13 protein-coding genes are annotated in these 14,493 nt (G+C 48.8%); 1 reads left to right on the top strand and 12 read right to left on the bottom strand.

Translation table 11 applies throughout. The annotated features are described in order from the left end of the window. Positions 1-206: 206 nt before the first annotated feature. The 7 genes from DWZ76_RS04655 to dctP all read right to left on the bottom strand — a co-directional run bounded on the left by DWZ76_RS04655 (position 207) and on the right by dctP (position 7,586). Entirely contained in the window at positions 207-569 is a 363-nt protein-coding gene (locus DWZ76_RS04655; RefSeq protein ID WP_118472037.1) for a DUF1667 domain-containing protein, read from the bottom strand. Beyond that, on the bottom strand, positions 569-1,834 hold the full coding sequence (locus tag DWZ76_RS04660; protein ID WP_022359839.1) for an FAD-dependent oxidoreductase: 1,266 nt from the start codon (positions 1,832-1,834) through the stop codon (positions 569-571). Before DWZ76_RS04660 ends, DWZ76_RS04655 begins: the two co-directional genes overlap by 1 nt. Before the next feature lie 2 nt (positions 1,835-1,836). Further along, a complete protein-coding gene (locus DWZ76_RS04665) occupies positions 1,837-3,276 on the bottom strand; it encodes an NAD(P)/FAD-dependent oxidoreductase (RefSeq protein ID WP_118472038.1) in 1,440 nt (479 codons plus the stop codon). Between the two features lie 125 nt (positions 3,277-3,401). Continuing rightward, a complete protein-coding gene (locus DWZ76_RS04670; protein WP_118472039.1) occupies positions 3,402-4,103 on the bottom strand; it encodes an MgtC/SapB family protein in 702 nt (233 codons plus the stop codon). Positions 4,104-4,300: 197 nt separating this feature from the next. Beyond that, entirely contained in the window at positions 4,301-5,611 is a 1,311-nt protein-coding gene (locus DWZ76_RS04675; RefSeq protein WP_182431265.1) for a TRAP transporter large permease, read from the bottom strand. Further along, complete coding sequence (locus DWZ76_RS04680) at positions 5,611-6,111, bottom strand: TRAP transporter small permease (protein ID WP_118472040.1); 501 nt, start codon at positions 6,109-6,111, stop codon at positions 5,611-5,613. Before DWZ76_RS04680 ends, DWZ76_RS04675 begins: the two co-directional genes overlap by 1 nt. A 398-nt stretch (positions 6,112-6,509) precedes the next feature. Next, positions 6,510-7,586, bottom strand: a complete 1,077-nt coding sequence (gene dctP, locus DWZ76_RS04685) for a TRAP transporter substrate-binding protein DctP (RefSeq protein ID WP_118472041.1) — start codon at positions 7,584-7,586, stop codon at positions 6,510-6,512. Between the two features lie 455 nt (positions 7,587-8,041). On the opposite strand from dctP, the gene DWZ76_RS04690 reads away from it, so the two are divergent. Then, entirely contained in the window at positions 8,042-8,644 is a 603-nt protein-coding gene (locus tag DWZ76_RS04690) for a YcxB family protein (protein ID WP_182431266.1), read from the top strand. Positions 8,645-8,834: 190 nt separating this feature from the next. Here the strand turns inward: DWZ76_RS04690 and DWZ76_RS04695 are convergent, their stop codons facing one another. The 5 genes from DWZ76_RS04695 to DWZ76_RS04715 all read right to left on the bottom strand — a co-directional run bounded on the left by DWZ76_RS04695 (position 8,835) and on the right by DWZ76_RS04715 (position 14,483). Next, positions 8,835-10,241 (bottom strand): FAD-linked oxidase C-terminal domain-containing protein, encoded by a 1,407-nt coding sequence (locus DWZ76_RS04695; RefSeq protein WP_107000143.1) that lies wholly within the window; start codon positions 10,239-10,241, stop codon positions 8,835-8,837. A 28-nt stretch (positions 10,242-10,269) separates the two neighbouring features. Beyond that, a complete protein-coding gene (locus DWZ76_RS04700; protein ID WP_118472043.1) occupies positions 10,270-11,445 on the bottom strand; it encodes an electron transfer flavoprotein subunit alpha/FixB family protein in 1,176 nt (391 codons plus the stop codon). Positions 11,446-11,456: 11 nt separating this feature from the next. Further along, the gene (locus DWZ76_RS04705) at positions 11,457-12,245 is read right to left on the bottom strand and encodes an electron transfer flavoprotein subunit beta/FixA family protein (protein ID WP_118293258.1); all 789 of its coding nucleotides are present in this window, start codon (positions 12,243-12,245) and stop codon (positions 11,457-11,459) included. 181 nt (positions 12,246-12,426) lie between these two features. After that, a complete protein-coding gene (locus tag DWZ76_RS04710; RefSeq protein WP_118472044.1) occupies positions 12,427-13,131 on the bottom strand; it encodes a GntR family transcriptional regulator in 705 nt (234 codons plus the stop codon). 74 nt (positions 13,132-13,205) lie between these two features. After that, on the bottom strand, positions 13,206-14,483 hold the full coding sequence (locus DWZ76_RS04715; protein WP_118472045.1) for a Wadjet anti-phage system protein JetD domain-containing protein: 1,278 nt from the start codon (positions 14,481-14,483) through the stop codon (positions 13,206-13,208). Positions 14,484-14,493: the final 10 nt, after the last annotated feature.

Consider the following 14,493-nt stretch of genomic DNA (forward strand, 5'->3'; position numbering starts at 1 on the left):
CTCCTTGTAATTTTTGTCTTTGTAAATATTTAAAATTTTTTCCAAAACAACTTTATCCAATCCTGCACAAATATGCAAGCAGGTTTTTCATAAATCTTAATTTCAAAAATGGGAAGCCGTACAAATCTCTTCTATGAGTCTGTACAACCTCCCATCTCTCATCTTTATATTCTGCGACAGGCTGGCGGCGTCACTTTTACGTTTTTTTACGCCCGCCCTACATTCTTGCTCGCCACAACCGCAACCCCGGTTCCAGCGCAGTCTGCGATAATCACATCCCCGATATGCACTGGAGCTGCCACCTTCACGGCGCGGATCTCCTTCATGCAATCAAAGATTTTGCCCTTCGGGATATCCGAAGCCGTCTTGACCGCTGCTCTCTCGATCGTGCCGCCCTCGACGCGTACCGTTGAGGTAACGATTCTCGTCGGATTGGTTACCTCTTTCTTTGCATACGCCTCGCCGCGCGGGCATGTATTTCCTTCTACCTTGATCTCGCCATTTCCCATCGTCACAGTGAGCTGACAGCCCAGCGGACATCCGATACAGGTCAGTTCTCTTACTTCCATCACTCATCCACCTCCGTGCAAATGGTTATTTCTTTCAGATCCGGATATTTCTCCAGACTTTCCTTCGTCAGGATCACCTGCTCCATCTCACCCGGTGCCAGCACGCGTTTTTTGCGGCTGCTCACACGCTCTCCGTCAAAATAAACGGAAATGCTGCGGTTTTTATAAACATCTGCCACACGGAAACGAACGGTCAGCTTGTCTGCCATCGCCTCGGTATCGATCGACTGCGGTACTGTGTAGCGGACGCCATTTTCTGCCTTGAGTGTCACGCTGTGACCTTTCTTCGTCTCGCCGGATTTCACATATTTCGCTGCGTTCTGTCCTGCCAGCGCTGCCTCCTCGGATACATAGTCAACCAGATCATGTACATGAAGCACGTTGCCGCAGGCAAATACACCCTCGATTCCTGTTTCCAGACGGTCATTGACCATTGGGCCGGAGGTAACCGGGTTCATCGCCACGCCCATATTTCTCGTCAGCTCATTCTCCGGAATCAGGCCACAGGATAACAGAAGCGTATCACAGTCATAGTGCTCTTCGGTACCCGGAATCGGTTTGCGGTCCGGTCCGACCTGTGCCAGCGTGATGCCTTTCACGCGCTCTTTTCCCTCGATATTCACAACCGTATGGCTTAACTTCAACGGAATATCAAAGTCGTTTAAGCACTGTACGATATTTCTCTTCAGACCGCCCGAATACGGCATCAGCTCCGCTACGACCTTAACCTTTGCGCCCTCCAGTGTCATACGTCTCGCCATGATCAGTCCGATATCGCCGGAACCGAGGATGACAACTTCTTTACCGACCATATGACCCTCGATGTTCATGAGACGCTGTGCCGTACCAGCAGTGTAGATACCTGCCGGACGATACCCTGGAATGTTCAGGGCGCCTCTCGGACGTTCGCGGCATCCCATCGCCAGGATAATCGCTTTTGCCTTGATGAGCTCCAGTCCCTCGCTGCGGCTTACGACTGTGATCTCTTTGTCTTTATTGATATCCAGTACCATGCTGTTTAAGCGGTACGGAATTTCCAGCTTTTTCACTTCTTCCTCATAACGTGCCGCATACTCCGGTCCGGTCAGCTCTTCTTTAAAGGTATGAAGACCAAAACCATTGTGGATACACTGATTTAAGATACCGCCCAGCACGCTGTCGCGCTCCAGAATCAGAATATCCTCTGCGCCGCTTTTCTTTGCCGCTGCTGCCGCTGCCAGTCCAGCCGGACCGCCGCCGATAATTACAATGTCATGCTGAATCATGGTTATGCCTCCTCACCTTTTATCATTTCGGAACCTTTGCGGTTTTTGCAGATCTCTGTGATCGGGATTCCCGTCTCACGGGAGAGAATTTCCATCGCTCTCGGAGTGCAGAAGCCTGCCTGACACCGTCCCATACCCTGACGGACGCGCCGTTTGATTCCATCCATCGAGCGTGCGCCGAGTGTACGGGTGATCGCATCCACGATCTCCCCCTCGCTGATTGTCTCGCAGCGGCAGACGATTGCGCCGTATGCCGGGTTCTTGCGGATCAGTTCTGCGCGTTCTTCCGTATTTAAACGTGCTGCTTTCACGATGCCCTTGCGGATCGGATTGAAATTCGGATTCTTGCCAAATCCAGCTTTTTCCTCGATCATCCCAGCCAGATATTCACCGATCGCCGGTGCGCAGGAAAGTCCCGGAGACTCGATTCCGGCTGCATCAAAGAAGCCCGGTGCGTCCTCCGCCTCACCGATGATGAAATCATCGCCGTCCTCATGGGCACGCAGGCCGGAGAAGGAAGTGATGACCTGACGGAACGGAATGTTGTTGACACTCTTGGTTGCCTTCTCACATGCCTCTGCCAGTCCCTCGGCGGTCGTGTAGGTTCCGTCCTTATCTTCCTGATCCACCGCGGTCGGTCCGACTAAGAGATTTCCGTGAATCGTCGGGCTGACGAGGATTCCCTTGCCATACTTGCCCGGAAGCTGGAATACGGTCGCTGATACGTGGTTGCCAGCCTCTTTATCGAGCAGGCAGTACTCGCCGCGGCGCGGCACAATGTGAAGCTTCTTTTCCGAAACCATGTTGTGGATCTCGTCAGAATACACGCCGGCTGCGTTCACGACATATTTTGTCTCGAAGACACCGTTGTTGGTTATCACACGGTATCCTTCTGTCGTTTTTTCAACTTTTTCTGCTTTTGTGTTGAATACAAATTCAACGCCGTTATCACAGGCATTCTCTGCCAGCGCGATCGTCAGACCAAATGGACATACGATGCCGCCGGTCGGTGCATAGAGCGCTGCCACAACCTCCCCGCTGACGTTCGGCTCCATCTTGCGGACCTCATCGCCGGTCAGAATGGAAATATCCGGCACACCGTTTGCCACGCCTCTCTCATAGAGTGCCTGCAGCGCCGGGCGGTCCTCTTCTGCGAAGCAGAGTACCAGGGAGGAATTCCGCTTGAAATCAAAATCGAGTTCTTTGGATAAATCTCCCATCATGGCGTTGCCTTTTACATTGAGCTTTGCTTTTAAAGAACCTGTCTTTGCGTCATAGCCCGCATGGACGATAGCACTGTTTGCCTTCGATGTGCCGGAGCAGACATCCTCTTCTTTTTCCAGAAGCACGGTGCGGCACTCATATTTCGAAAGCGCTCTGGCGATACTGCTGCCGATGACGCCGCCTCCGATAATCACTACGTCGTATGTATTTCCGTTCATACTGTGATCCTCCATTATTTATACTAAATGTTTTCTTGTTCTCGTTTCAACTATCCTGTTTGTTTAGATAATTCATCCTATTTCTGCTGCATTTCGTGCGTAAGTCCATCTGAACCCTTTAGCTGCTACAGCTCCTCTGCAAACCGGATCTCCTCCATCGCCTGAATGTCGCCCAGAAGCGTTTTCCGGAGCGACTTGTCCTGCACCTCCACCGACATCGTCGCGGAGGGACCCTCGCCCTTTAACTTATTCTTGGCAATATCAAAAGACACGATTTTCACATCCTTGGAACGCATGGTATCCATGAACGCCCCAACACACCGGCTGCTGGTAAATTCCAGATAAAAATCGAACACCTTCGCATGCTCATGAATCATTGAATCCACGCGTGTCAGAAGCTTCAAGGTAACCGCAATCAGAATCAGACCGTAAAACGCGCCGTCCACAAATCCGATACCGGCTGCCAGTCCTTCACAGGCGCAGACCCAGAGACACGCCGCTGTGGTCAGTCCACGCACCTGATTACGCCCGGTTACCATGATCGTGCCAACTCCTAAAAATCCGACGCCGCTGATAACCTGCGCGCCCATCCGCGCCATGTCCGCTTTCGCAGATGGAAATGTCCGGAACATATATTCACTCGTCAACATGACAAGCGCTGAACCCAGGCAGACCAGCACATGCGTCTTGATGCCCGCACCGCGCCGTTTCAGACCACGGTCAATTCCAATGAACATTCCCACTGCCAGTGAAAACAGCAGGCGAATCCAGATGCCGACCGCTGTCCAGGTTGCCGCCGTCTCCACAATCCATTTCCAAACTGCCATTTTTTCTCCCTCTGCCAGCCCGTAAAACTTCTAAAACACAGCTCTTTTTTGCTCCACAAGACTTTCCATGACCGATATCGGTATCTTTTATGGAACAAAAAAGAGCAGAAAGCATCCGTATTTCTACGTTTGCCTTTCTGCTCTTAATCTCACAGGCTTTATTATATCCAATTTATTAACGTTTTGTCAATCTGTTTCTATGCTGCGCCGTACAGAAGATCCGGTACGCATGTAATTAAGAACGGGCAGAAAGTCAGAAGCAGAAGAACAACCAGAAGGGACACGATAAATGGCCATACTTCCTTCAGGAACTCACTGATCGGACATCCCGTGATACCACAGGTCGTGAACATCATCGAACCGAACGGAGGTGTAATACCACCGATCATGATGTTAACGATCGCTACCAGTCCAAAGTGGTAATCATTGATTCCAAGCTGTCTTGCAACCGGAAGCAGCAGAGGTGTGATAATCATCAGCGCCGCACCGCCTTCCAGGAACATACCCATAATCAGAAGAATCACGTTGCATGCCATAAGGAACAGCCACTTGTTGGTTGTCAGGCTTAACATAGCAGTTGCCACGACTCTCGGCAGGTTGATCCAGGTCATGTAATAACCGAATACATTCGCTGCAACCATGATCAGGACAACGCTGGAAGTACCGGCGATACTGTCAAGCAGGATCGGAACCAGATGCTCTTTCAGGGACAGTTTCTTGTAAACGAAACGTCCGATAATAATACAGTAAAGAACGGCTACCGCACCGCCCTCAGACGGGGTAAACATGCCAAAACGCATTCCCAGAATGATACCAAACGGGAAGAACAGACCCCAGAAAGAGGTAATACCCTGTTTCACGATTTCTTTCAGAGACGGGAATTTTTCACGGGTGGTCGGGTAGTTTCTCTTATGCGCAATAATCGAAACAACGATCATCATCGAGATTGCCATCAGGATACCCGGAATATAACCAGCCGCAAACGTACGACCCAGGGAAATCTGTGCAATCAGGGTAAAAACGATCAGGTTTACTCCCGGCGGAATAACCGGTGTAGCAGCCGAGGAAGCCGCTGTGATCGCTGCGGAGAACGCCTTGGAGTAACCTCTCTTCTCCATCTCCGGAACCAGCATCTTGGACTGCATCGCACAATCTGCGTTGGCCGAACCGGAACATCCGCCCATCAGCATACTAAGTACTACGTTTACCTGTGCCAGACCGCCTTTCATATGACCGGTCAGCACTTCCGCGAAATCCATCATCTTGTCACTGATGCCGCCGTAGTTCATGACGGAACCAGCCATAACGAAAAATGGAATCGCTAACATCGAGAACGACTGTGTAGAGGTCATAACCTTCTGTAAGATCAGCCAGTTTTTACTGGTTGTATCAATAAATGTAAAATAAAAGAAGGTTGAACCAAACAGCGCATATACAATCGGCATTCCCAGGAAATAGAGAATAAATACCATAAAAATCGGAACGAGTTCAATTAATTCGAGTCCCATCAGTCATTTCCCCCTTTCCCTTTAAATACCTTGATAATATCCTTAACCAAAAAGTAAATACAGAAAATCAGTGAAAGCCCAAATCCGATCGGAACCGCGCCGGAAATATACCAGCTCGGAACACGCAGCGTATTCGTCAGCTTATCCATCGTGTTCATCACATACTGGATACTTGTTCTGGTCAGCATAATCAGAGTGGCAAGCTCCAGAAGATCCATAATAACCTTAACAACTTTTCTTATCTTCTCCGGAAGAATGTTGATCAGGATGTCTACGCCCAGATGTGCGTGCTTACGGTACGCATATGCGCTTCCAATAAAGACGGTCCAGACGAAGAGCCCCGTAGCGACCTCTTCCGACCAATACAACGGTCTTTTCAGGAAATAGCGCATAAGGACGTTTGCGTTTACAACGATTGTACAGAGTGTCAGTGTCACGCAGGTAATAATTGCATCCAGGTTTACCAGCACCGACCCCAGTGTGATTTTTTTCTTTTCCATAGTCTATCCTCATGCATTCATAATGGCAGTCAGTTTTGCATAACCGACGACTGTTCTGTCATACAGTCATCATTCCAGCAGTTGTAACTGTTCAGTACCTTCACAGTCACGCGCAAAAATCCATTAAAAATTGCCTACGGCAATGGGATTTTTGCCTGCTGGCCCATGTTTTCGTACGGTCAGCGCAGTAAATGCGCAGACCTACTGAACAGTTACCAGCAGTTTCATATTTCCGGCACTATACGTTTGTCGGAAGCCTGCCCGGACCTCAGACAATCTTCTTCGTTCTGACAGCCCGGGCAGATATACTTTCTTCTCCGCAGCGGTTCTGATAACCGTTACGTTTTTACTATTTCATAATTGCTTTAAAATACTGTATTTGTTCGGAATAATTTACATTATTCGTTGTTTGCACGGTAGTCATTCAGGAAATCAACCAGCTTCTGGTGAAGTTCCGGATCTGCGCCGTACTCGTCTACGATCCAGTCGTAAACCGGAGCACAAGCCTCTGTGAATGCATCAACATCTACATCATTCCACTCAACGCCTTTGTCTTTCAGGAACTCGATCATGGAAGCTTCGTCGTTCTCAGCATTTTCCTGCTCCCACTTACCAGCTTCTACACAGCACTCATCCAGGATGTTTCTCCATTTTTCCGGGATGGACTGATATACGTCCTCAGCCATGAATAACCAACGGGTTGCGATGAAGTGGTTCGTGTTTGCAACTTTCTTGGTGTACTCATAAGCACCTGTATCCTTCAGGGTGGAGATGGAACCTTCGAAACCATCAACAACACCACTGGACATAGCAGATAAGCACTCCGTAAAGCTCATTGCAGACGGGGTAGCACCCAGACAGGTAATCGTCTTAACAAACAGCGGAGACTCGGTCGAACGCATGATCAGACCATTTAAGTCAGCCGGTTTCTCAACTACCTTGTTCGTACATACGCTTCTGAATCCGAACGAATAATGTGTATCCAGAACGTGGATGTTGTGCTCGCTTGCCAGTTTTGCATTCAGATCTTTTACAATATCAGAATCCATCACTGCATTATACTCTGCATTGTTCTTGTAAAGCATCGGTCCAACTAATACGTTGTAATCGCCGATGTAATCAGCAAAGTAGGACGGCTCCTCCAGACCCATCCAGACAGCGCCGTTGTGTGCCTGTGCTACAGACTCCGCGTAGCAGTCAAGCTGGTTCTGTCCGTAATACTCCAGAGTGATATGACCATCGGTCTTCTCTTTTACCAGGTCTGCCAGATATTCGCTGGCTTTGTAGTTCCACTCTGCCGGCTGGAATACGTTGGAAAACTTGATGGTGATGTAGTAATCATCTGCAGATGCCTCGTCACCTGCTGCCGTTCCTGCGTCTGCTGCCTTTGTGTCAGTCTTTGCGCCGCTGCCGCCGCAGGCCGCCAGGCTCATCGCCATCGTCGCTGCCAGTACTACTGATAATACTTTTCTCATACGTTTTCTCTCCTTTTTCTTAACCTCCCCCAGTCATCTTTCTGACCGGTTCATCAACAGTTTCTACTACTTTCTAAATAAATTACCATTTCAGCATTTAGGCAAAAAAATAGCACCATTTTTAAAAAACAGTCTTTTCCAGCTGTTTCTAACCATGGCGCATCTCTTCGTCTCTGCTTTTGGTTCTTTATTCATCTTTTACCTAATTTTAACACTTATTTTACGATTAGGCAAGCTATTTTGTCGAAATTATATAATTTTTTCTCGATTTTAGTCGATTTTTGTGTGATATTTTTGTAACAATCTTGTTTATTTTTTATCAACATTACAGATTTAACAGATCCAGTTGCGGAAACAGGGAAGAAACAGTATACTACTTCTTAAGATATTTTCTATGCTTCTATATACTGTTTTTATATAGGTGATGATTGATTTTTTATATGAAAGGGCTTACCATGATTTACTATAAGATAGAAATGCACCACAACGAAAAAACCTTCGAATCCCTGTCCCGGATGCAGTACGATCTCTTCTGCGTTTCCAACCGGATCACGCGGACAATTTTAAGCATCCTGTTCATCGCCGGAGGTATCATCAATCTAAGCGAGTGGTGGGGCATCCTCTTAGCCGCCTACGGCTGCTATCTGACGACCAGCACCTACAGCTCCGCCAACCACACCGCCCACAAGCTCGCCGAACAGATCCAAAAAAGCGGCATGCCGTTCCCGGCATCCCGCTATGAATTCTGTGAAAATCATCTGGAAGTCTATTCTCTTCCGAAAAACACCCGCGAAAGCACACTGGCTTACAATGAATTTGAAAAGCTGGGTGAGGACCGCGATTATTTCTATCTGTTCCGCGATTCCTACGGCGGGTATATGGTGCCGAAAAAGGGGATTGACGCAAGCGCGGGGTCCCGTTCAAATTCGGATGAGAGCCAGAATTTGAAAGCAATTGGCGCGTTTCGGGAATTTTTGGAAAATAAGAGTGGGAAACGGATTTATAGGAAGACGATTCCGCTGGTTCGGGTGATGCAGGCGTTGAAGAAGAAAAGATAGGTCGATAGATATAAACTATAAAATAGTTCAACAACTATAAAAAGCCACGATTTGAACTCTTTGATTCAGATCGTGGCTTTCTCAAAAACCTGCTGTTCTATTCTGTTTTTCTGCCAAAAATCTTCTGCAGTTCCTAGAATCAGCCTTACCGCGTGGTGCTCAAAAAAAATATCAATGCAGTTATTTTCTTCTATCTCTGCGCCACCTTATGCGGATTCAGAATATTCTTCGGATCGAACACTTTCTTGATTCCGTTCATCAGATCCAGGTTCTTCTCCGGCAGGGATTCTCTTAAATACGGCTTTTTCGCATATCCGATGCCGTGCTCGCCGGACACCTGACCTTCGAGTTCATGGGCCTTCTGATAGATCTTCTCCATTGCAGCAGACATCCGTTTTTCCCACTCTTCATCACTCAAATCGTCTTTCAGGATGTAGGCGTGCAGATTTCCGTCGCCCGCATGACCGAAGCTCTTGATGCGGATATCAATTTCATTGTGGAGATCGTGCAGATACGTCACCATCTCATTGACGCGGCTTCTCGGAACAACCATATCGACCTCATCCATGTAAGTCGTGGATCCCTTGATTGCCTCCAGGAAAGCGCCTCTGGCTTTCCAGATGGATTCCTCACGCTCCTGGGTATCGGAAATCAGCACGTCCAGTGCGCCCTGTTCCAGGCAGAGCTTGGCCACCTTGTCATACGCTTCTTCGATCTCCTGGGTGGAATTACCATCAAATTTCAAAAGCAGATACGCATCCGACTGTTTATCCGGGAACGCTTTTCCTAAATACTCCTCGGCGTCTTCAATCACTTCCCGCTGCATGAACTCGATCGCGGTCGGGATCGTCTTAGATTTGATGATAACCGGGACGGTGTCGATCGCCTGTTTCAGGGTCGGGAACGGGATCAGAAGGCTGATGACACGCTTCGGAAGCGGCAGAAGCTTTAAGATCGCCTTGGTAATAAAGCCAAGCGTTCCCTCGGAACCAATAATCAGATCTTTCAAGTCATAGCCTGAACTATTCTTTACGACTTTGCCTCCAAACTGAGTGATCGTGCCATCCGGCAGAACCACTTCCAGCCCCATGACATAGTCTCTCGTCACACCGTATTTGACCGCACGCATACCGCCCGCATTCGTGCTGATGTTGCCGCCGATGGTCGCTGATTTCTCACCCGGATCCGGCGGGTAGAAGAAATCGTGATCTTCTACATAGGCGGACAATTCCATCAAAAGGACGCCCGGTTCCACCGTGACCGTCAGGTTTTCCTCATCCAATTCGAGAATCTGGTTCATCAGGGTGGTATCGATCATAATGCCATGTTCCATCGGAACCGAAGAACCAACCAGACCCGTTCCGGCGCCCCTCGGTGTCACCGGAATCGTATTTTCGTATGCATATTTCATGATCGCCGCGATCTCTTCGGCTGATTTTGCCTTTACCACCACATCCGGATAACTGCTGGTGCCGCTCAGCTCATCGTGGCTGTACTCTTCGTTGATATTTTCACCTACGAGGACACGCTCGTCATCCTGAATTGTGTTTTTTATATATAAAATATCATCTTTATCTATTTTCTTGTAATTTCCCATGATATCCTGCTCTCCTTCCTGTGAATCTTTATCTTCCCATCTCAATCTTCTCAATCAGTCTCGGGAGAATCTCATAGAGATCACCAGTCAGGCAGTAATGTGCCGTCTTGAAAATCGGCGCTTTCGGATCTTTATTGATCGCGACGATCGTCTCCGCGTGATTCATGCCGGCAGTAAACTGGACCGCACCGGACACGCCGCAGGTGATGATGAGTTTTGGGCGGACCGTACGGCCACTCAGACCGATCTGGCACTTGGCATCCAGCCATCCGGCTTCCACCATCGGACGGGTGCAGGCAAGCTGATCTGCCAGTTTTTCCAGCATTTTCAAATCTTCCGGCTTCTTCACGCCTCGTCCGGCTACCACCAGGACGTCAGCATTTTCGATAAAGGTTTCCTTCGGCTTTTCTACGATATCCAGAACCCTCACGTGGGAAAGCAGTTTTTCCTTCTCAATTGTACAGACCACAATCTCACCGCTCTCTTTCTCGGCACGCTCCGGTGCGTTCATGATCTTATAGCGCACGGTCGCCATCTGCGGACGGTGGTTCGGGGTCTTGATGTGCGCCATGATATTGCCGCCAAAAGCCGGTCGGATCTGGGATAAATCAGTATTTTCATCCATTTCCAGGATCGTACAATCCGCGGTCAGACCTGTTTTCATACGGGCAGCCACACGCGGCGCCAGCTGTCTGCCGACCGTGGTCGCACCGACGAGAATAGACGATGGTTTTACTGTCTGGATGAAGTTTTCAAAAACAGCCGTGTACGGCTCGATCTGGAAACGTGCCAGTTCCGGTGCATCATAGACGAATACTTTATCTACATTATAATGAAGCAGTTCGTGTGCAGCCGCTTCGATTCCATTTCCCATAAACAGGGCGTAAACCGGATATCCCGTTACCTTGGAAAGTTCTCTTGCTTTTCCAAGAAGCTCCAATGTAACCGGATGCACCTTTCCATCCACGTGATCTACGTAAACGGCAATGCCCTTCCATGCACTCTTATCGATGCTCGGTTTTACCGCGTCTTCTACATATTCAACCGCGCCCTTCGGACCTTTTCTCACGCAGAGACGGCACATTTTACAGGCGGCGCTGATCGTCACCTTTCCGTCTTTTTCTTCCATCGCCCCGAACGGACAGAGCTTGATAAGTTCCTGATTATCCGGGATTTTGTCCTGATGTATGATTAACTCAGCCATGATTCCACCTCCTACACGAATTTCATATCCACGATCTTCTGATACAGCCGGTCCGCCAGCTCTTCGCCGCTTCCGTCCCACATTTCCTTTTTGTCATTGACAGCCGGTGGGAAAATGCGCTGAACCTGCGTCGGGGAACCATTGAGTCCATAGTGCATCGCGTCTTTATCATCCATATCCGCCAGGGAAAGAATCCGGATTTCACGGTCTTTCGTGTTCATTTTCCGGACATACGAAGGAAGTCTTGGCTGGAAAATGTCCTTGTCAACGGCTAAGAGACACGGGAACTGCACTTTCGCCACCTCGACCTCTTCCGGCAGATCCATGCTGACGGTGATGCCGTCCTCATCAATCTGATTGATCCTGACAACATCTGCCACGCTCGGGATATTCAGCCACTCGGAGATCTCCGGACCAACCTGCGCGGTGTCGCCGTCCGTTGTCTGTTTGCCGCAGAGGATCAGATCAAAATCACCGCAGCTCTTGATGCCCTGCGCAAGTGTATAGCTGGTCGCCAGTACATCCGCACCGCCAAATTTGCGATCCGATAAAAGCGTTCCGCCGTCCGCGCCCATCGCAAATGCCTCGCGGATCACCTGCTGCGCCTGCGGCGGTCCCATGGAAATGACGTGAACACTTCCGCCCACTTCTTCCCGGATCCGGAACGCCGTCTCCAGCGCGTACAGATCGTATGGGTTCATCTTCGAAGCCGCGCCGTCTCGTTTCAGCACGCCGGTAACCGGATCGACTTCTACTTTATTGCTTTCCGGTACCTGTTTGATACAGACAAGAATCTTCATTCTGTTTCCTCCTTCATATGGATGCTTTGTAAAAATCTTTAAATGATGGATGTAAAGAATTTTTAATCCGCATATTGGTTCTACCAATTTATTGAAAAGAAAAAGAATTTTGGTAGAACCAATTTTCTTTATTCGTTAGTATAGTGGGCTGCGTTCTAGTTGTCAACGATTGTTTATCTTTTCACATAGAATGTGTTTTTTCATGTTTTTCCAAAATTTCATCTATCATCCGGAAATGCCGGTCCAGTGCACCCTTCCCCGCTGCATTATCTTTGTTCCGCAGCGCTTCCGCAATCTGCCGGTGACAGAGATTCAGTGCTTCTTTCGCCTCTTTTGTCCGCAGAATTTCCGCGCGCATATTCCGGATGAAGGTATCGATCACGCCGGAACACGCCTCTAAAATATTGAGCAGCAGCACATTTCCCGACGCCAGCGCCAGTGTAAAATGGATCTGTTTGTCAATCCGGGCGTTTTCCTGCTCGTCCATGCTCCGGTCAAGACGTTTTACCAGTTCTTCCAGCGCGTCCATCTGGCTCTCCGACGCATGTTCAACCGCCAGGGCAAACGCCTGCTGTTCCAGCGCATAGCGGATCTGGCTGATCTGCTGATAATTAATCTGGGACATAGCAAACATCATCCCCATCGTCTCCGCAATGCTTTTCTGAAATTCACAAGTGATGTAATTCCCCGATCCCTGCTGGGAGGAAATCACTCCCGTCATATCCATGATCCGCAGCGCTTCCCGGACGGAATTGCGGCTGACTTCCAGCATCTGCGCAATCTCCCGCTCCGGAGGAAGCTTCTCCCCCGGACGCAGCTCGCCCGCCATGATGCGGTTCTTGAAATATTCGATGACGCCTTTGTAGGCTTTTTCCTGTTTTTCCATAGACGCTGCATTCCTTTCACTTTGTCTTTATCATATCATATATAAAAATCCGGATTGAACCGAAAAGATTCTTTTTACAGAAAGCTCTCCAATCTCGTCTCCTGCCAGCTTATAATCTCCTGCTCCAATTTACAGTTGTGCTCCAACATATACCGCAATATTCCCGCATAGCTGCTGCCCTGTTTTATCATCGCTTCCGCCTTCGCCCGATCGGGTGCTTCCAATGGCTTCGCATATGTCTGAAACCGCTGCAATTCCTGCACGCCCATAGCGCACAGCTGAAACGGCAGTCCCGTCTTTCGGATCAGATGTCCCGCGATCGCCAGACCGTCTGGATCGAGATCTCCAAAATGATACCAGGAAAGTCCCGGATTTTCTCTGGCGATCCGCTGCAAAAGCGCCTGTTTCGTGCGGGTATGGTAACCACTCAGAAACAGGTAAAATATGTGTTCCCGCTCCAGCCGATGAAACGAGGTCAGATTTTCCACCGTCATCAGCGCTGCATCCCGGATGTGGATGCTTTTTGCCTTCTGGAATGTCTCAAAAGGGATCGACATCGGCAGATCGTGATAAATCCGAAGTTCGCGTCCATCTTCAAGGCAGATCCGCGCATCCCCTTTCAGATAGATATACGCCGGATTGGAATAAATGTAAAATTCCTCCAGAAGCGCCGTCTGCCGCTCCCGTTCTTCTTCCAGCTCCGCAAGCGGTTCATCATACCGCCCCGTGTACTCCAAAATTCCACACACCTTTTTCCGGTATATCTTTTCCCACTGTTTACTGTCATGCAGAACTGCCTCTGACATTTCCCGCTCCAGCGTAGTTCTCTGCTTTTCCTGATTTTCTTTTAAAAATTGCACCAGATTCCAGATAGCTTCTGCCTCGGTTATCTCTTTTTCTACCTTCTTTTCATCCAGCTTTCTCGCACGGCTGTTTTTCAGTGTCTGAAGCTTTTCTTTTCCATATGCCTCCAATAAATCGCATTGGCAGAAGCGATGATAAACCTCTTCCAGCCGTTTTTTTAGAATATTCTTTTCTGTCCGGTTCAGGCAGGCATAGTAATCTTCCCAGCGTTCCGGGACAGCACAGATCTGACGGAGAATACCAGTATTCGGAGGAACTACATGAATAAGTCCCTCCGATTCCATCTGACGGATCAGTCGTTCAAATTCTTTTTCCTGGAAAAACTGTTCCGGCGGGAGAAAATCTTTGTTGTAGCCCTTGAAAATATCGGATGGTTTGACCGAAAACACTTGTTTTACCTTGTTTTCACCGGCGTAGGTGACGCTTTTTTCGTATTGATCCAGCAATTTACTTAAAAGCTGTTCTTTCCACTCTTTCCGATCCGCCATTTTTTCTCCT

The sequence above is a fragment of the Clostridium sp. AF35-15 genome, assembly GCF_003477745.1.
Lineage (GTDB): Bacteria > Bacillota > Clostridia > Lachnospirales > Lachnospiraceae > Otoolea > Otoolea fessa.

What these genes read in the sequence shown, in the direction of transcription:
- DWZ76_RS04655 (WP_118472037.1), bottom strand. Translation starts at nt 569, where the DNA reads ATGGAAGTAAGAGAACTGACCTGTATCGGATGTCCGCTGGGCTGTCAG.
- DWZ76_RS04660 (WP_022359839.1), bottom strand. Translation starts at nt 1,834, where the DNA reads ATGATTCAGCATGACATTGTAATTATCGGCGGCGGTCCGGCTGGACTG.
- DWZ76_RS04665 (WP_118472038.1), bottom strand. Translation starts at nt 3,276, where the DNA reads ATGAACGGAAATACATACGACGTAGTGATTATCGGAGGCGGCGTCATC.
- DWZ76_RS04670 (WP_118472039.1), bottom strand. Translation starts at nt 4,103, where the DNA reads ATGGCAGTTTGGAAATGGATTGTGGAGACGGCGGCAACCTGGACAGCG.
- DWZ76_RS04675 (WP_182431265.1), bottom strand. Translation starts at nt 5,611, where the DNA reads ATGGGACTCGAATTAATTGAACTCGTTCCGATTTTTATGGTATTTATT.
- DWZ76_RS04680 (WP_118472040.1), bottom strand. Translation starts at nt 6,111, where the DNA reads ATGGAAAAGAAAAAAATCACACTGGGGTCGGTGCTGGTAAACCTGGAT.
- dctP (WP_118472041.1), bottom strand. Translation starts at nt 7,586, where the DNA reads ATGAGAAAAGTATTATCAGTAGTACTGGCAGCGACGATGGCGATGAGC.
- DWZ76_RS04690 (WP_182431266.1), top strand. Translation starts at nt 8,042, where the DNA reads ATGATTTACTATAAGATAGAAATGCACCACAACGAAAAAACCTTCGAA.
- DWZ76_RS04695 (WP_107000143.1), bottom strand. Translation starts at nt 10,241, where the DNA reads ATGGGAAATTACAAGAAAATAGATAAAGATGATATTTTATATATAAAA.
- DWZ76_RS04700 (WP_118472043.1), bottom strand. Translation starts at nt 11,445, where the DNA reads ATGGCTGAGTTAATCATACATCAGGACAAAATCCCGGATAATCAGGAA.
- DWZ76_RS04705 (WP_118293258.1), bottom strand. Translation starts at nt 12,245, where the DNA reads ATGAAGATTCTTGTCTGTATCAAACAGGTACCGGAAAGCAATAAAGTA.
- DWZ76_RS04710 (WP_118472044.1), bottom strand. Translation starts at nt 13,131, where the DNA reads ATGGAAAAACAGGAAAAAGCCTACAAAGGCGTCATCGAATATTTCAAG.
- DWZ76_RS04715 (WP_118472045.1), bottom strand. Translation starts at nt 14,483, where the DNA reads ATGGCGGATCGGAAAGAGTGGAAAGAACAGCTTTTAAGTAAATTGCTG.